This window comes from Stenotrophomonas sp. YJH_SMC_8, from assembly GCF_059371315.1.
Genome location: NZ_JCAFUL010000012.1, coordinates 1 through 13,972, shown reverse-complemented (window position 1 = coordinate 13,972; position 13,972 = coordinate 1). Strand labels below are relative to the sequence as shown.

Genomic DNA, 13,972 nt, shown 5'->3' with positions numbered 1-13,972 from the left:
GGATGGACCGGATGAGTGGACCCAGCTTCAGCAGCAACGCGCCGTTTGAAACCCATGTGGTGCTGAACCAGCCGCCACCGTTCGCGGGCCGCCAGCTGTGGACCGACGATGTGGCGTTGACGGAGGCGGTGCAGCGTGAGGGGGGCGGTGCCTTCGCGCCACGCCTGGCCGTGTACGGGGCACTGGCCGGCGACGAGTTGTACCGGCTCGGCTTTGACGCCAACCGTGATCGCCCACGCCTGCGCACGCACGATGCGCAGGGCCATCGCATTGATACGGTCGAGTTCCACCCTGCGTACCACCAGCTGATGGCCGCAGCGAAGCAGCATGGCGTGGCGGGTTTGTCCTGGCATGAGCCGCAGCCCGGCGCGCATGTGGCGCGTGCGGCACTGAGCTATCTGCACCACCAGGCCGAAGCCGGCACCAGTTGCCCCTTGACCATGACCCATGCGGCGGTGGCGGTGCTGCAGTCGCAGCCGCACCTGTCCGAATGGGCGCGCAAGGCCGCCGCGCCGGTCTATGACCCGCGTGATGTGCCCGTGGCGGACAAAGCCGGCATCACGCTGGGCATGGGCATGACCGAGAAGCAGGGCGGTTCGGATGTGCGCGCGAACAGCACGCGCGCCGAGCCGATCGATGGCGAACGCTACCGCCTGGTCGGCCACAAGTGGTTCTTCTCTGCGCCGATGTGCGATGGCTTCCTGGTGCTGGCGCAGGCGCCGGGCGGACTGACCTGCCTGCTGATGCCGCGCCGCTTGGCCGACGGTGACCGCAATGCGTTCCGGCTGATGCGGCTGAAGGACAAGCTCGGCGACTGGGCCAATGCGTCCAGCGAGGTCGAGTTCTGTGGCGCGCAGGCATGGCGTGTGGGCGAAGAAGGGCGTGGCGTGGCGACCATCATCGGCATGGTGATGATGACCCGCCTGGACTGCATGCTGGGTGCGGCCGCGGAGATGCGCATGGCGCTGGCGCAGGCGCTGCATCATGCACGCCATCGGCGCACCTTCGGCAAGTTGTTGGTGGAGCATGCGTTGATGGCCAATGTGCTGGCCGACCTGGCGCTGGAGTCGGAAGCGGCAACCGTGTTGGCGATGCGCGTCGCGCGGGCGGTGGATCGCGCCGGCGAGGATGCCAGCGAAGCCGCGTTGGCGCGGCTGGGGACCGCACTGGGCAAGTACTGGTTGTGCAAGCGCGCGCCGTCCTTCGTCAACGAAGCGCAGGAATGCCTGGGCGGTGCGGGTTACGTTGAGGAGTCGATGCTGCCGAGGCTGTACCGCCAGGCGCCGTTGAATTCGATCTGGGAAGGCAGCGGCAACATCCAGTGCCTGGACGTCCTGCGCGCGCTGTCACGCGAGCCGGAAGCAATGGCGGCATTGCGCAGCGAGCTGGCCGCGGTGGCCGATCTCGATGCGCGTTACGCAGCTGCATTGCAGCGTTGGGCAGCGGCGCCAGCGCCTGAGGAATCGCAGGCGCGACTGTTCTGCGAGCGCACTGCGCTGCTGCTGCAGGCGGCGCTGCTGCTGCGTGCGCGCAGTCCAATGGCGGAGGCGTTCGTGCGCAGCCGGTTGGACGGGGAGCACGGGCTGGCATTCGGGACGCTGCCGGCGGGATTGGATCTGTCGGGGATGCTGGCGCGCGCGCTGCCGTAGGGAGCGGCCAACGGCGGAGCCCCTCGTGGTGGGCGCTGATATCGGCAGTGGCCGCGCGAGTGGGTTGCGCAGGGGACGCCGTGAACCCGTCCTTGGGGGCTTGGCCGCGGCATCCATGCCGCGGACACCCCTGCGCAACCCACCCGCGCGGCCTTGGACATTCCCCGTGCGCGTCCACCACGGAATCAACAGAGAAGGCGGAGAGCGAAAAGCGAAAAGCCGCGGCAGTGCCGCGGCTTTTCCTGTAGCGCCGGGCGCATGCCCGGCTGGCCGGTAGCGCCGGGTCATACCCGGCGAACGCGGAGGCCTCAGTGCTTGGCTTCTTCCTTGGCGGCATTTGCCTTCGCGTCGTTGGCCACATCGCGGGCCTTGTCGGCGACCTTCTGCGCGGCGTTGGCGGTGGCGTCGCTGGCGTGCGCAGCAGCGTCGGTTGCGGCGTCCTTGGCCTTGTCGGCGGCGTTGGCAGTGGCGTCTGCGGCCTTGTCCAGCGCCTGCTGGGTATCGGCGGCGGCCTGCTCGGAAGCGGCGGCGGTCTTGTCGGCGGCTTCGCGGGTGGCGGCAGCAGCCTTGTCGACGGCGTCGCGGGCGGCAGCGCCGGCGCTGTCGGCCGCCTGCTGCGCGTCCTGCTTGGCCTGTTCGGCTTCCGGGCCCTTGCAGGCGGCCAGGGCCAGCAGCAGGGAGGCGGCCAGCAGGGTGGTGGTGATCGGACGAATCTTCATGGCGGTCTCCGGCACTGCAATGGATGGGGACGCCAGCCTATTCATGTCGTTGTGAAGACCGGGTCGCGATGCAGGGGCTTGATCGCCGGCATCCACGCAAAGAAAAAGCCGCTGGCGAACCAGCGGCTTTTCCAGAACAGCGTGAAGAAAGAAGTTATTACTTCTTGGCTTCTTCAGCAGCGTCCTTGGCCTTCTCAGCGGTGCCTTCAGCAGCCTTGGCAGCGTCAGCAGCAGCGCCGGCAGCAGCGTCGGTGGCAGCACCGGCGGTCTGGGCAGCGGCGTCGGTGGCAGCGTCAGCAGCGGTGGCGGCGGTGTCAGCGGCCTGCTGGGCAGCGTCGGCGGTCTGGGCGCCAGCAGCGGCGGCCTGGTCGGCAGCAGCCTGGGCTTCGGTGGCGGCTTCGTTGGCCGAAGCAGCGGCGTCCTGGGCAGCTTCCTGCTTCGAGCAGGCGGCCAGGGCCAGAGCCAGGGACATCGCGACCAGCAGCTTGTTGATGCTCATTGTGTAAATCCTCGTCGTTAGAATTAGGCAACGCGCATGCTGCGCGCCGACAACATGATGACAAGCCAAGATTGGGTGTCAAGCGATCCCGCATTCATTTTTGCGAAATCATCGTTAAATCTTTTTAAATCAATTCGATGGCGATTGCCGTTGCTTCGCCGCCGCCGATGCAGAGGGTGGCGATGCCGCGCTTGCCACCACGCGTGCGCAGAGCGTTGACCAAGGTCACCACAAGGCGTGCGCCGGAGGCACCGATGGGATGACCCAGTGCGCAGGCGCCGCCATTCACGTTGAGCTTGTCGTGAGGGATGCCCAGTTCGCGCATCGGGGCCATCGCCACCACAGCGAAGGCTTCGTTGATTTCGAACAGATCGACCTGGTCCAGCGACCAGCCGGTCTTGTCCAGCAGCTTGTGCAGCGCGCCGATCGGGGCGGTGGTGAACCACTCCGGTTCCTGCGAGTGGGTGGCGTGGCCGACGATGCGGGCCAGCGGCGTGATGCCTCGGGCGGCAGCGTCCTCTTCGGTCAGCAGCACCACCGCGGCGGCGCCGTCGGAGATGCTGGAGGAACTGGCGGCGGTCACGCTGCCATCCTTCTTGAAGGCCGGACGCAGGGTCGGGATCTTGGCGATGTCGGAGCGCCCCGGCTGCTCGTCGGTAGCGACCTCGACCTCACCCTTGCGGGTGGCAACCTTCACCGCGACGATTTCATCGGCAAACGCACCATTGGCCTGGGCAGCCTGCGCCCGCTTGACCGACTCGATCGCATAGGCGTCCTGCTCTTCGCGGCTGAACTGGTACTTGTCCACCGCGCACTCGGCGAATTCGCCCATTGCCTTGCCGTCGTAGGCGTTGACCAGGCCATCGTGGGCCATGTGGTCGACCGCCTGGAAGTTGCCGAAACGGTTGCCGGTACGGGAGTTTGGCAGCATGTGCGGGGCGTTGGACATCGATTCCATGCCGCCGGCGACCACGATGCTGGCCGAGCCGGCCTTGATCAGGTCATGACCGAGCATGATGGTCTTCATGCCCGAGCCGCACACCTTGTTCAGCGTGGTGGCACCGGCCGACAGCGGGATGCCGGCGGCGATCGCGGCCTGGCGGGCGGGCGCCTGGCCGAGGTTGGCCGGCAGCACGCAGCCCATCAGGACTTCAGAAACGTCGCTGGCCGGGACACCCGATTGTTCCAGGGCGGCGGCGATGGCGGCCGCGCCGAGGGTCGGGGTCGGCACGCCGTTGAACTGGCCGAGGAAGGAGCCGATGGCGGTGCGCTTGGCGGCGGCGATGACGATGTTGGACATGGCAATCTCGTTGATGCGTAAGCAATGTTCGGAAAGGAGACCGGAGGCCGTTGGATGCGCCCCGGTTTCCCGGCAGACTGCGTGGGGGTCGGCCCAAGTATAGAGGGTCGGGGAGGGCTGCCGCTGTGCGGCGCCGAACGCCTGCCGGGATGAAGGCAGGCCAACGTTCACGGGAAGGAATCGATGGAACGCAAGATGATGGTGAGGTCTGTGCTGGCAACCGCGCTGGCGATGGCGCTGACGGCCTGTGGCGGCGGCGGAGGCGGCAGCAACGTGCGTGTCGACCCGCCCCCGACCACGCCGACACCTCCGACCACGCCTCCCCCGACGACACCACCGCCGGCCAAGCCGCAGGAGCCGGCCTTTGATGCGCATCTTTCAGTCACCAACGCGCGTGCCGCACAGGCCGCCGGCCTGACCGGGCAGGGCGTGCGCATCGGCATCGTCGATTCGGGCGTGCAGCGCAATGCGGTGGCCTTGAATGGTCGCGTGCTGGCCAACTTCAATTACATCGATCCGGCCAGGAACAACCTGGGGGTTGATGACGTGGTCGGGCATGGCACCGCCGTGGCCAGCCTCGCTGCCGGTGCAGCAGTGGGAAGCTGGCCGGGCGGTATCGCGCCAGGTGCTCAGATCGTCTCGGCACGGATCATTTCCGACAAGCCGCCGACCGATGACGGCAGTGGCCAGGGCAATGCCTTCAGTGGGCCGCTGGGTGTGGCCCAGGTCCATCAGGACCTGATCAGCTACAACGTGAAGGTGATGAACAACTCGTGGGGTGGCCTGTACTGGACCGACCTGCCCACCACCGCGCAGGTGGCCGCCGAGTACCGGCCGTTCGTGATCAATCATGGCGGCCTGGTGGTGTTCGCCGCCGGCAATGACGGCCGCAGCGAGCCGAGCAGCCTGGCCGCGCTGCCCAGCCAGAAGGGTGTGGCAGGCACGCTTCCGGCGGCCGACCTGGAGCGCGGCTGGCTGGTGGCCACGGCGGTGGATCCGTATACGCCGGGCGCGCTGGCCAGCTATTCGAATGCCTGCGGCCAGGCGGCCCGCTACTGCCTGGCGGCGCCGGGCAGCGCGGTCTACCCGGATGCCAATGGTGGCAGCTACTACTGGAACTACGGTACGTCGTTCGCCGCGCCGCTGGTCTCCGGTGCGGCTGCGCTGGTCTGGCAGCGCTTCCCCTACTTCAACAACGATCTGGTGCGGCAGACCCTGCTGGGGACCGCCAAGGACATCGGCGCGCCCGGTGTGGATCCGGTGTTCGGCTATGGCCTGCTCGACATCGGTCGCGCGATCAATGGTCCCGGCCGCTTCGACTGGGGTGATGTGGCCGCCAATGTGGATGCGGGTTCGACCGGTTCGACGTGGAGCAACGACATCACCGGCAGCGGTGGCCTGGTCAAGCAGGGAGACGGCAAGCTGGTGCTGACCGGCAACAACGGTTACACCGGTGCCACCCGTGTCGAGCGCGGCATCCTGGCGCTGCAGAACGGTGGCGTGATCCGTTCCAACGTGACGATCCTCGCCCAGCCTGACCCGGATTCCACCGGTCTGCAGTTCAACGGTGGCACGCCGCGGGTGATCGGCAACGTGGTCAACGGCGGCAGCGTGTTCCTCACCACCGGCAACACCACCGGCACCATTGAGGGCAACTATACCCAGCAGCCCGGCGCGCAGCTGATGATCGCCCTTGGCGCCAACGCCCTGCAGGTCACCGGCAGCGCAACGATCAATGGCAGTGTGCGCGTGCATGGCTTCGTCTCCGGTTATGTGCCGCAGAACGGAACCCGCCAGGACCTCATCCACGCCGCGGGGGGCCTGAACGGCATCTTCAGTACCGAGGCCACGTCCACCGGCCTGCAGGGACTGACCCTGGTGGCGCCCACTTATGGCTACGACAGCAACAACGCCTGGTTGAACGTGACCCAGGTCAGCGTCACCGCCGCAGCCAGCGGGCTGAGCGCTTCCGCACAGGTGGCCGCGCAGCGCCTGGAAGGCGCATTCGCAGTGCTCGACGGCAACACCGGCCTGCAGGGATCGCCCTTCGGTGCTGCAGCCGGTGCGCTGCAGTGGACCGGCGGCGGCCAGCAGGGCCTGGCCGACAGCCTGCAGAGCCTGTCCGGCCAGGCGCATGCGCGCGCCGAGGCCGCCACCTTCGACAGCATCGACATGTCGCGGCGTGCGATTGCCGAGCGCTTCGACCGCGTGCAGGCCACCCCGCGCCTGCGGGGCACCTGGCAGAGCGCGTTGGGCGAGGCCGGGCAGGGCAGCTTTGCCGGCAACAGCGCAGACAGCCGTGGCTGGGTGGCCGGACAGGATCTGCCGCTGGGCGGCAACGGCCTGATGGGCGTGGCCTTCGGGGAGACCCGCAGCAATGGTGGCAGCAGTTTCGGCGGTGATCGTGGGCGTGACCGCCAGGCGCAGGCGCAGTTGTACGCTGGCTGGAGCCTGGGCCGAGGCTATGCGCTGGCCCAGTTCGGCAGTGGCCAGTTCACCCGCGCGCTGGATCGCCAGCTGCTGCTGGGTGCGGGTGCCTACGGTGTCTCGGCGCGTTACGGCGGGCGTTTCAGCAGCGCCAGCGTGGAAGGCGGATATCGGCTGGGCCGCGCAGGCGCTTCGTTGACGCCCTACCTTGGTGCCAGCACTACGCGTGTCGATACCGATGCGTTCAATGAGCTGGGCGGTTTCGGCTTCGGCCTGCGTGGTGATGCCACCCGGGTGCAGCGCAGCCAGATGCTGGCCGGCATCCGCGGCGAGCGTGGATGGGGGCGTTGGACCCTGCGTGGACACGCCGAGTGGCAGCAGCGGCTGGACGGCGGTGACGCCGATTGGCAGGCCAGTTTTGTCGGCGTGGATGCATGGGCGCCGCTGGCAGGCTGGAATGCGCCGCGTGGCAGTGCGCTGATCGGCCTGGCGCTGGAATCGTGGTGGGGCCGCAATGGCCGCTTGAGCCTGGGCTTCGACCAGCGTATCGGTGGCGAGGGCGCGCGGCAGGCTGCGTTGCGCTACAGCACCCGGTTCTGAGCAATCGGTCGCGCCGGGAAGACTCCCGGCGCGACGTCTGCAGCCTCAGCCGCCGCGCAGGTTGCCCAGGCGCGGCGTGCTGCGGCCCAGCGGCATCTTCAGCTTGCCGATCGACAGGATGCGGCTTTCCGCAATGCGGTCGGCTGCGCGCTGCGGCGCGATGTTCTCGCGCTGCGACAGTTCGAAGATGCGGGTGAGGTTGTGGTAGATGCTGCGGATCAGGCGCATCGCGCGTTCGCGGTTGTAGCCGTCGATTTCCAGCGACACGTTCATCACGCCGCCTGCGTTGACCGCGTAGTCCGGGGCGTAGAGGATGCCGCGCGCATGCAGTTCGTCGCCGATCTCCAGGCTCGACAGCTGGTTGTTGGCGGTGCCGCAGATGATCTTGGCCTTGATCCGCGGCAGAGTGTCGGCGTTGATCGCGCCTTCCAGTGCACACGGTGCGAACACATCGGCGTTCACCTCGTGGATCTCGTCCGGCTTGACCGCTTCAGCGCCGAAATCGCTGACTGCACGATCAACCAGCGCACTGTCCAGGTCGGTGACATACAGCTTGGCGCCGCGGTCACGCAGCAGTTTCACCAGTTCCATGCCGATGTGGCCCAGGCCCTGCACCGCGATGCTGGTCTTGCCCACTTCCTCATGGCCGAACTTGAAGCGCATCGACGCCATCAGTGCCTGCAGTGCGCCGTAGGCCGTGAACGGCGCCGGATCGCCGGAGCCACCATGGACCTGGTGCACGCCGGTCACGAACTGGCTCTCCAGGTAGATGTTCTCCATGTCGTTGACGTCGGTGCCAACGTCCTCGGCGGTGATGTAGCGGCCGCCCAGCGAATCGACGTAGCGGCCGAAGGCGCGGAACAGCACCTCGGTCTTGTCCGTCTTCGGGTCGCCGATGATCACCGCCTTGCCGCCGCCCACGTTGAGCCCGGCCAGCGCATTCTTGTAGGTCATCGTCCGGCTCAACCGCAGCGCATCGGCCAGCGCCTCGTCGGTGCTGGCGTAAGGGCGCATGCGCACGCCGCCCAGGGCCGGGCCCAGGGTGGTGTTGTGGATGGCGATGATCGCCTTCAGGCCGGCATCGTGGTTGTGGCAGAACACCACTTGTTCGTGGCCGGTGGTGGCGAGGGTTTCGAATAGCATGGCGTCTCCGATGGCGCGAACAGCGGCGAACTGCAGCGAACGGCCAGTGAACGGTAGGGTCCCAAAACAAAAAAAGCGACGTCGTCAGTGCAGGGGGACGGGTCGCGCGGCGCCATTCTAGTCCATTCCCCCGGCCGCTGCCGTCGACATCGGCGGCCTTCCGGTTAAAGAAGATGAAAGTGCGGCCGATGCTGCGACGACGGCGGGTGGCCGGATTCGCGTGAAGAGGCAGGGCGGTCAGTGACGGCAAGGGCACCACAACGACAGGGCGGGCGGCGATGACGCCGGCCTGGTGGCGATCGCTGCGCGCCTGGCTGGCGCGGTCGACCGGGGCGGCTCCGCTGCGCCTGGCGGCCGTATCGCGACAGGCCGTCGCTGCTGCCGCGGCCAGCCTGCAGGGCGAGGCCCTGCAGGCCGGTGAGATCGCCGCGCACCTGCAGCGCGGCCTGCACGCACTGGCCCTGTACCCACGGCTGGCCGGCGAGCCTGCCCCCGTCCAGGATCCGGCACTGGGCGAAGCGGTGGCGCGCGCGCTGCAGGACCGTGACTGGGCCGCCCGACACCTGCCGCGGCGCCCGCAACTGCTGCCGCAGCTGATCCAGACCGTCAACGACGATGCCGCCTCGGCACGGGTGATGGCGGCGATCATCGGCCAGGACCCGGTGCTGACCGGCAATCTGCTGCGCATCGCCAACAGCCCGGCCTACAAGGTGCATGAGCGGCCGGTGGAAAGCCTGCAGCGTGCGGTGACCCTGGTCGGTACCGAGGGCGTGCGCCAGATCATCAGCGCGGTGCTGGTGCAGCCGGTGATGCAGGTGCAGTGCGGCATGTTTCCGCAGTTCAGCACGATCATCTGGGAACACGCACTGCTGGCCTCGCGTGCGGCCGCCGATCACGCGCGCACGGTCACCTTCGGTGATGCCTTCGCTGCGCAGTGGCTGGGCCTGGTGCAGGGGCTGGGATCAGCGCTGGTGATGCGCCAGTTGCTGCAGGAAGCGCAGGCGCGCGACGAAGCCGTGGAGCCGGCGCTGGCCCTGCAACTGCTCCAGCAATGGTCGTTGCCGCTGGCACAACGCGTGGCTGCAGCCTGGGAGCTGCCCGAGCCCGTGCACCAGGCACTGGCGCCGGAGGCCGATGGCCCACTCGCCGACAGCCTGCGGCTGGCCAGCGCCGCGGCGGCGGCCAGCCTGCTGTGCCGGCATGGACATGCCAGCCAGAGCCGCATGCTGGCCCTGCTCGAACAACTGCCGTCGGCGCCGCCGCACGCGCTGCGCTGGATCTGGCGGCGCCTGCATGGGCGCAGCGTGGAGACGCGGGATGAAGCCGGCCAGGAAGAGGTCGGTCCGGTGCGCTGAGGCTGAGGTTACAGCTGCGATTCCACCGGCAGCCAGCTGATCACTCGCGCGGTCCAGCGCTTGCCGAGGCCGGCACCGGGCTCGGGTTCCACCCAGTGCGGTGGTGGCTGCCGTTCCAGCCAGCGTAGGTCATCGTCGTGACCGAGCGCCAGCCACCAGCTGTGTTCCGGGCTGGCCAGGCGCAGGTATTCGTTGCGCAGCTGCGCCCCCAGTACGGGGTCGTCGAACAGCACGCCCATCTCGGTATTGAGATAGGCCGAGCGCGGGTCGAGGTTGAACGAGCCGACGAAGCCGCGCCGGTCATCGACCACGAACGCCTTGGTATGCAGGCTGGCGCCACTGCTGCCGAACAGGCTGGTATCGGGCCTGCCGTGTGCCTTCAGTTCGTACAGCCGCACGCCGGCCTTCAGCAGCGGAACGCGGTAGCCCATGTAGCCGCCGTGTACTGCGGCCACGTCGTTGGCGGCCAGCGAGTTGGTGACCACGCCAACCTGCGCACCGCGCGCGGCCAGCGTCGACAGCGCCTGCACGCCATCATGGCCAGGCACGAAGTAGGGGGAGATCAACAGCGCACTGCTGCGGGTGCTGTGCAGTTCGTCGCTGAGAGTGCTGACCAGCCAGCTGCGGCGATCATCGCCACGGTGCTTCATCGGCGGATCGGAGGCGATGCGCACGTTTGCGCTCCAGTGCAGCGGATCCGGGCTGGGGCGTTGCAGGCGGCGTGATTCGGCCACGCGTTGCAGGTAGGGCTGTGCCTTGGCATGCATCGCATCCAGGTCCGACTGGCGTACCAGTTGCTGCAACTGTGCATCGGTATACGAGGCAAGCGCCGAAATCGGGACGGCCGCGCTGCTGTTCCAGTAGTCGTCGAAGATCCGGCTGGCCTGCTGCACCGCCGGCCCGGCCACCACCAGGTCCAGATCCTGGAAGTTCACGTCATTGCGCGCGCTGAAGTATTCCTCGCCGATGTTGCGGCCGCCGACGATCGCGATGCGGCCATCGGCGATCCAGCTCTTGTTGTGCATGCGGTAGTTCACGCTGAAGGCGCGCTGCACCAGCTCCAGCGTGCGCGCGATGCCACTGCGGTTGCGGAACGGGTTGTACAGGCGCAGTTCGATGTTGGGATGCGCATCGAGCGCCATCATCAACGCATCCTTGTCCTTGGCGTTCATGTCGTCGAGCAGGATGCGCACGCGCACGCCGCGCTCTGCGGCGTCGTACAACGCCTTGGCCATCAGGTGGCCGATCAGGTCGTCGTGCCAGATGTAGTACTGCAGGTCCAGGCTGCGGCCTGCCTGCGCGGTGATCATCGCGCGTGCGGCGAAGGCATCCATGCCATCACTGAGGAAGGCCACGCCGGACTTGCCGGGATGGGCGTCCCGCAGCGGCTCGATCTCCCGGTCGATGCGGGTCTGTGCCGGCTGCAGCGGCAGCACCTGCGAGGGCGTGCCCCGTGCCTGCGGGGTGAGATGGTCGGCCAGCAGCAGGCCGGACAGGACCAGCAGCGACAGCGCAGCGAGAATGATTGCAGCGATGCGCAGCAGGCGTCGCCATAAGGGCTTGGACAGGCTCATGCCCCGATGGTAGATCCACGCCGTGCGTGGAAGAAGATCTGCAGGATCAATCTGGGGTCAGAGCCCTTGCCTGCGGCAAGGGATCCGACCCCGGCGGGCGTCACGGATGAGGGCGGATCCCTTTCCACAGGAAAGGGCTCTGACCCCGGAGCCTCAGAAGCGCTCGTCGCTGCCCAGGTAGCGCCACTGGCCCGGCGGCAGCGGCCCCAGCGCCACGCGGCCGATGCGCAGCCGGCGCACCGCGGTCACCTGCAGCCCGGCGGCCGTCACCGCTGCACGCAGGCCCTTGGCGGTGAGCCCCTTGCCGGCGAACCGCAGCCGCTGTTCGCTCTGCCAGCTGACCTTGCCGCCGCCGGCCTCCTGCTGCAAGCGCGCCATCAACCAAGGCCCGCGCTCTGGGCCGCCCTCGGCCACTTCGATCAGGTATTCCTGTTCGGTGCGGCCCAGGTTGCGTTGCAGATGGGCCAGCGTGGCGGGGTCCTGGCTGACCACCACCAGGCCGCTGTCGCTGGCCGGAAGTGCAGCGGCCAGCTGCAGGCCGTGGAAATGCCGCTGCAGCGGGCGGATGTCGCTGGCATCGAGTTCGCTGCGGCTGTCACTGCTGACCAGCGCGCACAGGGTTTCGGCGGCGACACCGGCGGGCTTGTGCAGCAGCATGCTGGCCCGTTCGGCCTTTTCATCGCTGGCCTGCTCCGCCACTACGATCACCGCGCTGTCATCGACCGGGCGCTGCGGCTGTTCCACCACGTCGCCATTGACCGTCACCCAGCCGCCCTCGATGTAGCGCCGCGCTTCGCCGCGCGGGATACCGAGCAGGGCGGACAGGTGTTTGTCGAGACGGATCGGTTCCATGGCGGGCAGGTCGGGCTGGGGGCGCGCAGTGTAGCTGCTGCGGCCGGTCAGCGCTGGCCGCGGTTGGCCAGCTCGGTCAGGTACAGGCGGGTATCGAACTCCAGTTGCAGGTAATCCGGCTCCATGTGCTGGCACAGCTGGTAGAAGGCCTTGTTGTGGTCGGCTTCCTTCAGGTGGGCCAGCTCGTGCACCACGATCATGCGCAGGAACGCCGCCGGGGCCTGGCGGAACACGGTGGCGATGCGGATCTCGCGGCTGGCCTTGAGGCGGCCACCGTGCACGCGGGAAATGGCGGTGTGGGTGCCCAGCGCATGCTTGATCACCTCCAGCGTGTTGTCGTAGCAGACCTTGTTGAGCGGCACCGATTTGCGCAGGTAGCGATCCTTCAGGTCCTGGGTGTAGTCGTACAGCTGGCGGTCGCTGCGCACCTCGTGCGGGTCGGGGTAGCGCTGCTGCAGCCAGGGGCCGAGCTTGCCCTGCGCCAGCAGTTCGCTGACCTGCGCGACCAGGGGTTCGGGATAGCCGGTGAGGTACTTCAGGACTGCCATGCAGGGGCGGCGGGGCGTCGGTAGAATGGGACATCCAAGATTACACGCGGTACGCATCGACCATGGCAAAGCCCAACGCGCTGCAGGAACAATTGCTCAAGGCCGGCCTGGCCAAGAAGTCCCAGGCCAGCGCTGCCGCGAGCGCGCAGGCCAAGGCCCGCCAGGGCAAGGCCGAATCGACCTCGGCCGAGGTCCAGCGCGAGGCCGAACGCGCCCGTGCCGAGAAGGTCGAACGTGACCGCGCGCTGGCCGCCGAGCGCAATGCGCAGGCCCGCCAGGCTGAACAGAAAGCCCAGGCCCGGCAGATCATCAGCGCCCACGCTGTGCCCCACAAGGGCGATGACGAGTACCGCTTCAGCGATGGCGCCGCGATCCGCACCCTGCTGATCGACCCCAAGCTGCGCAAGGCGCTGTCGGTCGGCGTGCTGGTCATCGTTGCCCACGGCGACGGTTACGCCCTGTTGCCGCGCGCCGCCGCCGAGAAGGTACGTGAACGGGCCCCGGAGGCGATCATCGTCGACCACGGCCAGCCGGGCTCGACCGCCGAGATCTCCACCGGCAACGCCGAGGACGACGCCTACTACGCCCAGTTCCAGGTACCCGACGACCTGGTCTGGTAAACAAAAAAGGGGACGGAGGGGATTAAATCGCAATCGGCTTGATCGAACCCGTCCGCGTTCTGTTTGGCATCCTGAAGAGCAGCCGAGCATGGCCCGGCGCTACAGGAAGGCGTTCCTTTTTGCCGGGGTGTATCGTCCCCATATCAGGCGACACACCTGCGGAGGATGGCCATGGCCACCGGTTGGGCGGGAGACGGCGCGGTCCAGGACCAGATCGACGCCACCGTCGACGATGCGATCGCCCGCGCGCGGCGCCAGCTGCGCGAGGGCCCCGGTCTGGAACACTGTGAGGAATGCGACGCGCCGATTCCGTTGGCGCGGCGCCAGGCTGTGCCTGGTGTACGTCTGTGCGTGGCGTGCCAGCAGGCGCATGACGACGAAGCGCAGGCGCATGCCGGCTACAACCGCCGCGGCAGCAAGGACAGCCAGCTGAGGTAAGGGGGTTCGGCAGGGCTGCGCCCTGCACCCGCCGAAGCAACGTCAACGTCAAAAGCGGGCATTTCGTGGGGTGGCGGGGCGATATCGGAGTGCGGGGACGCCGCAAGTACGTCCCTGTAGCAACTGTGTTGCTGGGGAGGCTTGGATCTCTCCGGCAAGCGGGCACGGTAGTGCCGGCCGCTGGCCGGCAGCCTCCGGAGGGACGCCGCGACTGTCCTTAGGCGGGGATCGGTCTGCTTCGGGCGTCG

12 protein-coding genes are annotated in these 13,972 nt (G+C 68.0%); 5 read left to right on the top strand and 7 right to left on the bottom strand.

All coding sequences use genetic code 11. The features are described 5' to 3' along the window. Window positions 1-11 precede the first annotated feature (11 nt). Window positions 12-1,649 (top strand): acyl-CoA dehydrogenase family protein, encoded by a 1,638-nt coding sequence (locus AC5P88_RS15265; protein WP_495225430.1) that lies wholly within the window; start codon window positions 12-14, stop codon window positions 1,647-1,649. A gap of 308 nt (window positions 1,650-1,957) precedes the next feature. Here the strand turns inward: AC5P88_RS15265 and AC5P88_RS15260 are convergent, their stop codons facing one another. From AC5P88_RS15260 to AC5P88_RS15250, 3 genes are all read right to left on the bottom strand, one after another. Next, window positions 1,958-2,368, bottom strand: a complete 411-nt coding sequence (locus AC5P88_RS15260) for a hypothetical protein (protein ID WP_006461120.1) — start codon at window positions 2,366-2,368, stop codon at window positions 1,958-1,960. A 157-nt stretch (window positions 2,369-2,525) separates the two neighbouring features. After that, the gene (locus AC5P88_RS15255) at window positions 2,526-2,867 is read right to left on the bottom strand and encodes a hypothetical protein (protein WP_005410581.1); all 342 of its coding nucleotides are present in this window, start codon (window positions 2,865-2,867) and stop codon (window positions 2,526-2,528) included. 124 nt (window positions 2,868-2,991) lie between these two features. Further along, on the bottom strand, window positions 2,992-4,167 hold the full coding sequence (locus tag AC5P88_RS15250) for a thiolase family protein (RefSeq protein WP_106551008.1): 1,176 nt from the start codon (window positions 4,165-4,167) through the stop codon (window positions 2,992-2,994). A 183-nt stretch (window positions 4,168-4,350) separates the two neighbouring features. On the opposite strand from AC5P88_RS15250, the gene AC5P88_RS15245 reads away from it, so the two are divergent. Then, on the top strand, window positions 4,351-7,194 hold the full coding sequence (locus tag AC5P88_RS15245; RefSeq protein WP_495225429.1) for a S8 family serine peptidase: 2,844 nt from the start codon (window positions 4,351-4,353) through the stop codon (window positions 7,192-7,194). A 45-nt stretch (window positions 7,195-7,239) separates the two neighbouring features. Here the strand turns inward: AC5P88_RS15245 and AC5P88_RS15240 are convergent, their stop codons facing one another. Further along, window positions 7,240-8,337, bottom strand: a complete 1,098-nt coding sequence (locus tag AC5P88_RS15240; protein ID WP_495225428.1) for a Glu/Leu/Phe/Val dehydrogenase dimerization domain-containing protein — start codon at window positions 8,335-8,337, stop codon at window positions 7,240-7,242. A 278-nt stretch (window positions 8,338-8,615) separates the two neighbouring features. On the opposite strand from AC5P88_RS15240, the gene AC5P88_RS15235 reads away from it, so the two are divergent. Further along, on the top strand, window positions 8,616-9,692 hold the full coding sequence (locus AC5P88_RS15235; protein WP_111205258.1) for an HDOD domain-containing protein: 1,077 nt from the start codon (window positions 8,616-8,618) through the stop codon (window positions 9,690-9,692). Between the two features lie 8 nt (window positions 9,693-9,700). Here the strand turns inward: AC5P88_RS15235 and AC5P88_RS15230 are convergent, their stop codons facing one another. The 3 genes from AC5P88_RS15230 to AC5P88_RS15220 form a co-directional block, all read right to left on the bottom strand. Next, entirely contained in the window at window positions 9,701-11,266 is a 1,566-nt protein-coding gene (locus AC5P88_RS15230; protein WP_495225427.1) for a phospholipase D family protein, read from the bottom strand. Window positions 11,267-11,419: 153 nt separating this feature from the next. After that, on the bottom strand, window positions 11,420-12,118 hold the full coding sequence (locus tag AC5P88_RS15225) for an RNA pseudouridine synthase (RefSeq protein ID WP_106551003.1): 699 nt from the start codon (window positions 12,116-12,118) through the stop codon (window positions 11,420-11,422). 47 nt (window positions 12,119-12,165) lie between these two features. Continuing rightward, window positions 12,166-12,666 (bottom strand): M48 metallopeptidase family protein, encoded by a 501-nt coding sequence (locus tag AC5P88_RS15220; protein WP_014038064.1) that lies wholly within the window; start codon window positions 12,664-12,666, stop codon window positions 12,166-12,168. A 62-nt stretch (window positions 12,667-12,728) separates the two neighbouring features. On the opposite strand from AC5P88_RS15220, the gene AC5P88_RS15215 reads away from it, so the two are divergent. Together AC5P88_RS15215 and AC5P88_RS15210 are read left to right on the top strand one after the other, a co-directional pair. Further along, a complete protein-coding gene (locus tag AC5P88_RS15215; protein WP_286069361.1) occupies window positions 12,729-13,286 on the top strand; it encodes a DUF2058 domain-containing protein in 558 nt (185 codons plus the stop codon). Window positions 13,287-13,457: 171 nt separating this feature from the next. Beyond that, on the top strand, window positions 13,458-13,724 hold the full coding sequence (locus AC5P88_RS15210; RefSeq protein ID WP_032129365.1) for a DksA/TraR family C4-type zinc finger protein: 267 nt from the start codon (window positions 13,458-13,460) through the stop codon (window positions 13,722-13,724). Window positions 13,725-13,972: the final 248 nt, after the last annotated feature.

Bases quoted from the DNA above. Each gene is read 5' to 3' on its own strand.
- AC5P88_RS15265 (WP_495225430.1), top strand. From the start codon at position 12: ATGAGTGGACCCAGCTTCAGCAGCAACGCGCCGTTTGAAACCCATGTG.
- AC5P88_RS15260 (WP_006461120.1), bottom strand. From the start codon at position 2,368: ATGAAGATTCGTCCGATCACCACCACCCTGCTGGCCGCCTCCCTGCTG.
- AC5P88_RS15255 (WP_005410581.1), bottom strand. From the start codon at position 2,867: ATGAGCATCAACAAGCTGCTGGTCGCGATGTCCCTGGCTCTGGCCCTG.
- AC5P88_RS15250 (WP_106551008.1), bottom strand. From the start codon at position 4,167: ATGTCCAACATCGTCATCGCCGCCGCCAAGCGCACCGCCATCGGCTCC.
- AC5P88_RS15245 (WP_495225429.1), top strand. From the start codon at position 4,351: ATGGAACGCAAGATGATGGTGAGGTCTGTGCTGGCAACCGCGCTGGCG.
- AC5P88_RS15240 (WP_495225428.1), bottom strand. From the start codon at position 8,337: ATGCTATTCGAAACCCTCGCCACCACCGGCCACGAACAAGTGGTGTTC.
- AC5P88_RS15235 (WP_111205258.1), top strand. From the start codon at position 8,616: ATGACGCCGGCCTGGTGGCGATCGCTGCGCGCCTGGCTGGCGCGGTCG.
- AC5P88_RS15230 (WP_495225427.1), bottom strand. From the start codon at position 11,266: ATGAGCCTGTCCAAGCCCTTATGGCGACGCCTGCTGCGCATCGCTGCA.
- AC5P88_RS15225 (WP_106551003.1), bottom strand. From the start codon at position 12,118: ATGGAACCGATCCGTCTCGACAAACACCTGTCCGCCCTGCTCGGTATC.
- AC5P88_RS15220 (WP_014038064.1), bottom strand. From the start codon at position 12,666: ATGGCAGTCCTGAAGTACCTCACCGGCTATCCCGAACCCCTGGTCGCG.
- AC5P88_RS15215 (WP_286069361.1), top strand. From the start codon at position 12,729: ATGGCAAAGCCCAACGCGCTGCAGGAACAATTGCTCAAGGCCGGCCTG.
- AC5P88_RS15210 (WP_032129365.1), top strand. From the start codon at position 13,458: ATGGCCACCGGTTGGGCGGGAGACGGCGCGGTCCAGGACCAGATCGAC.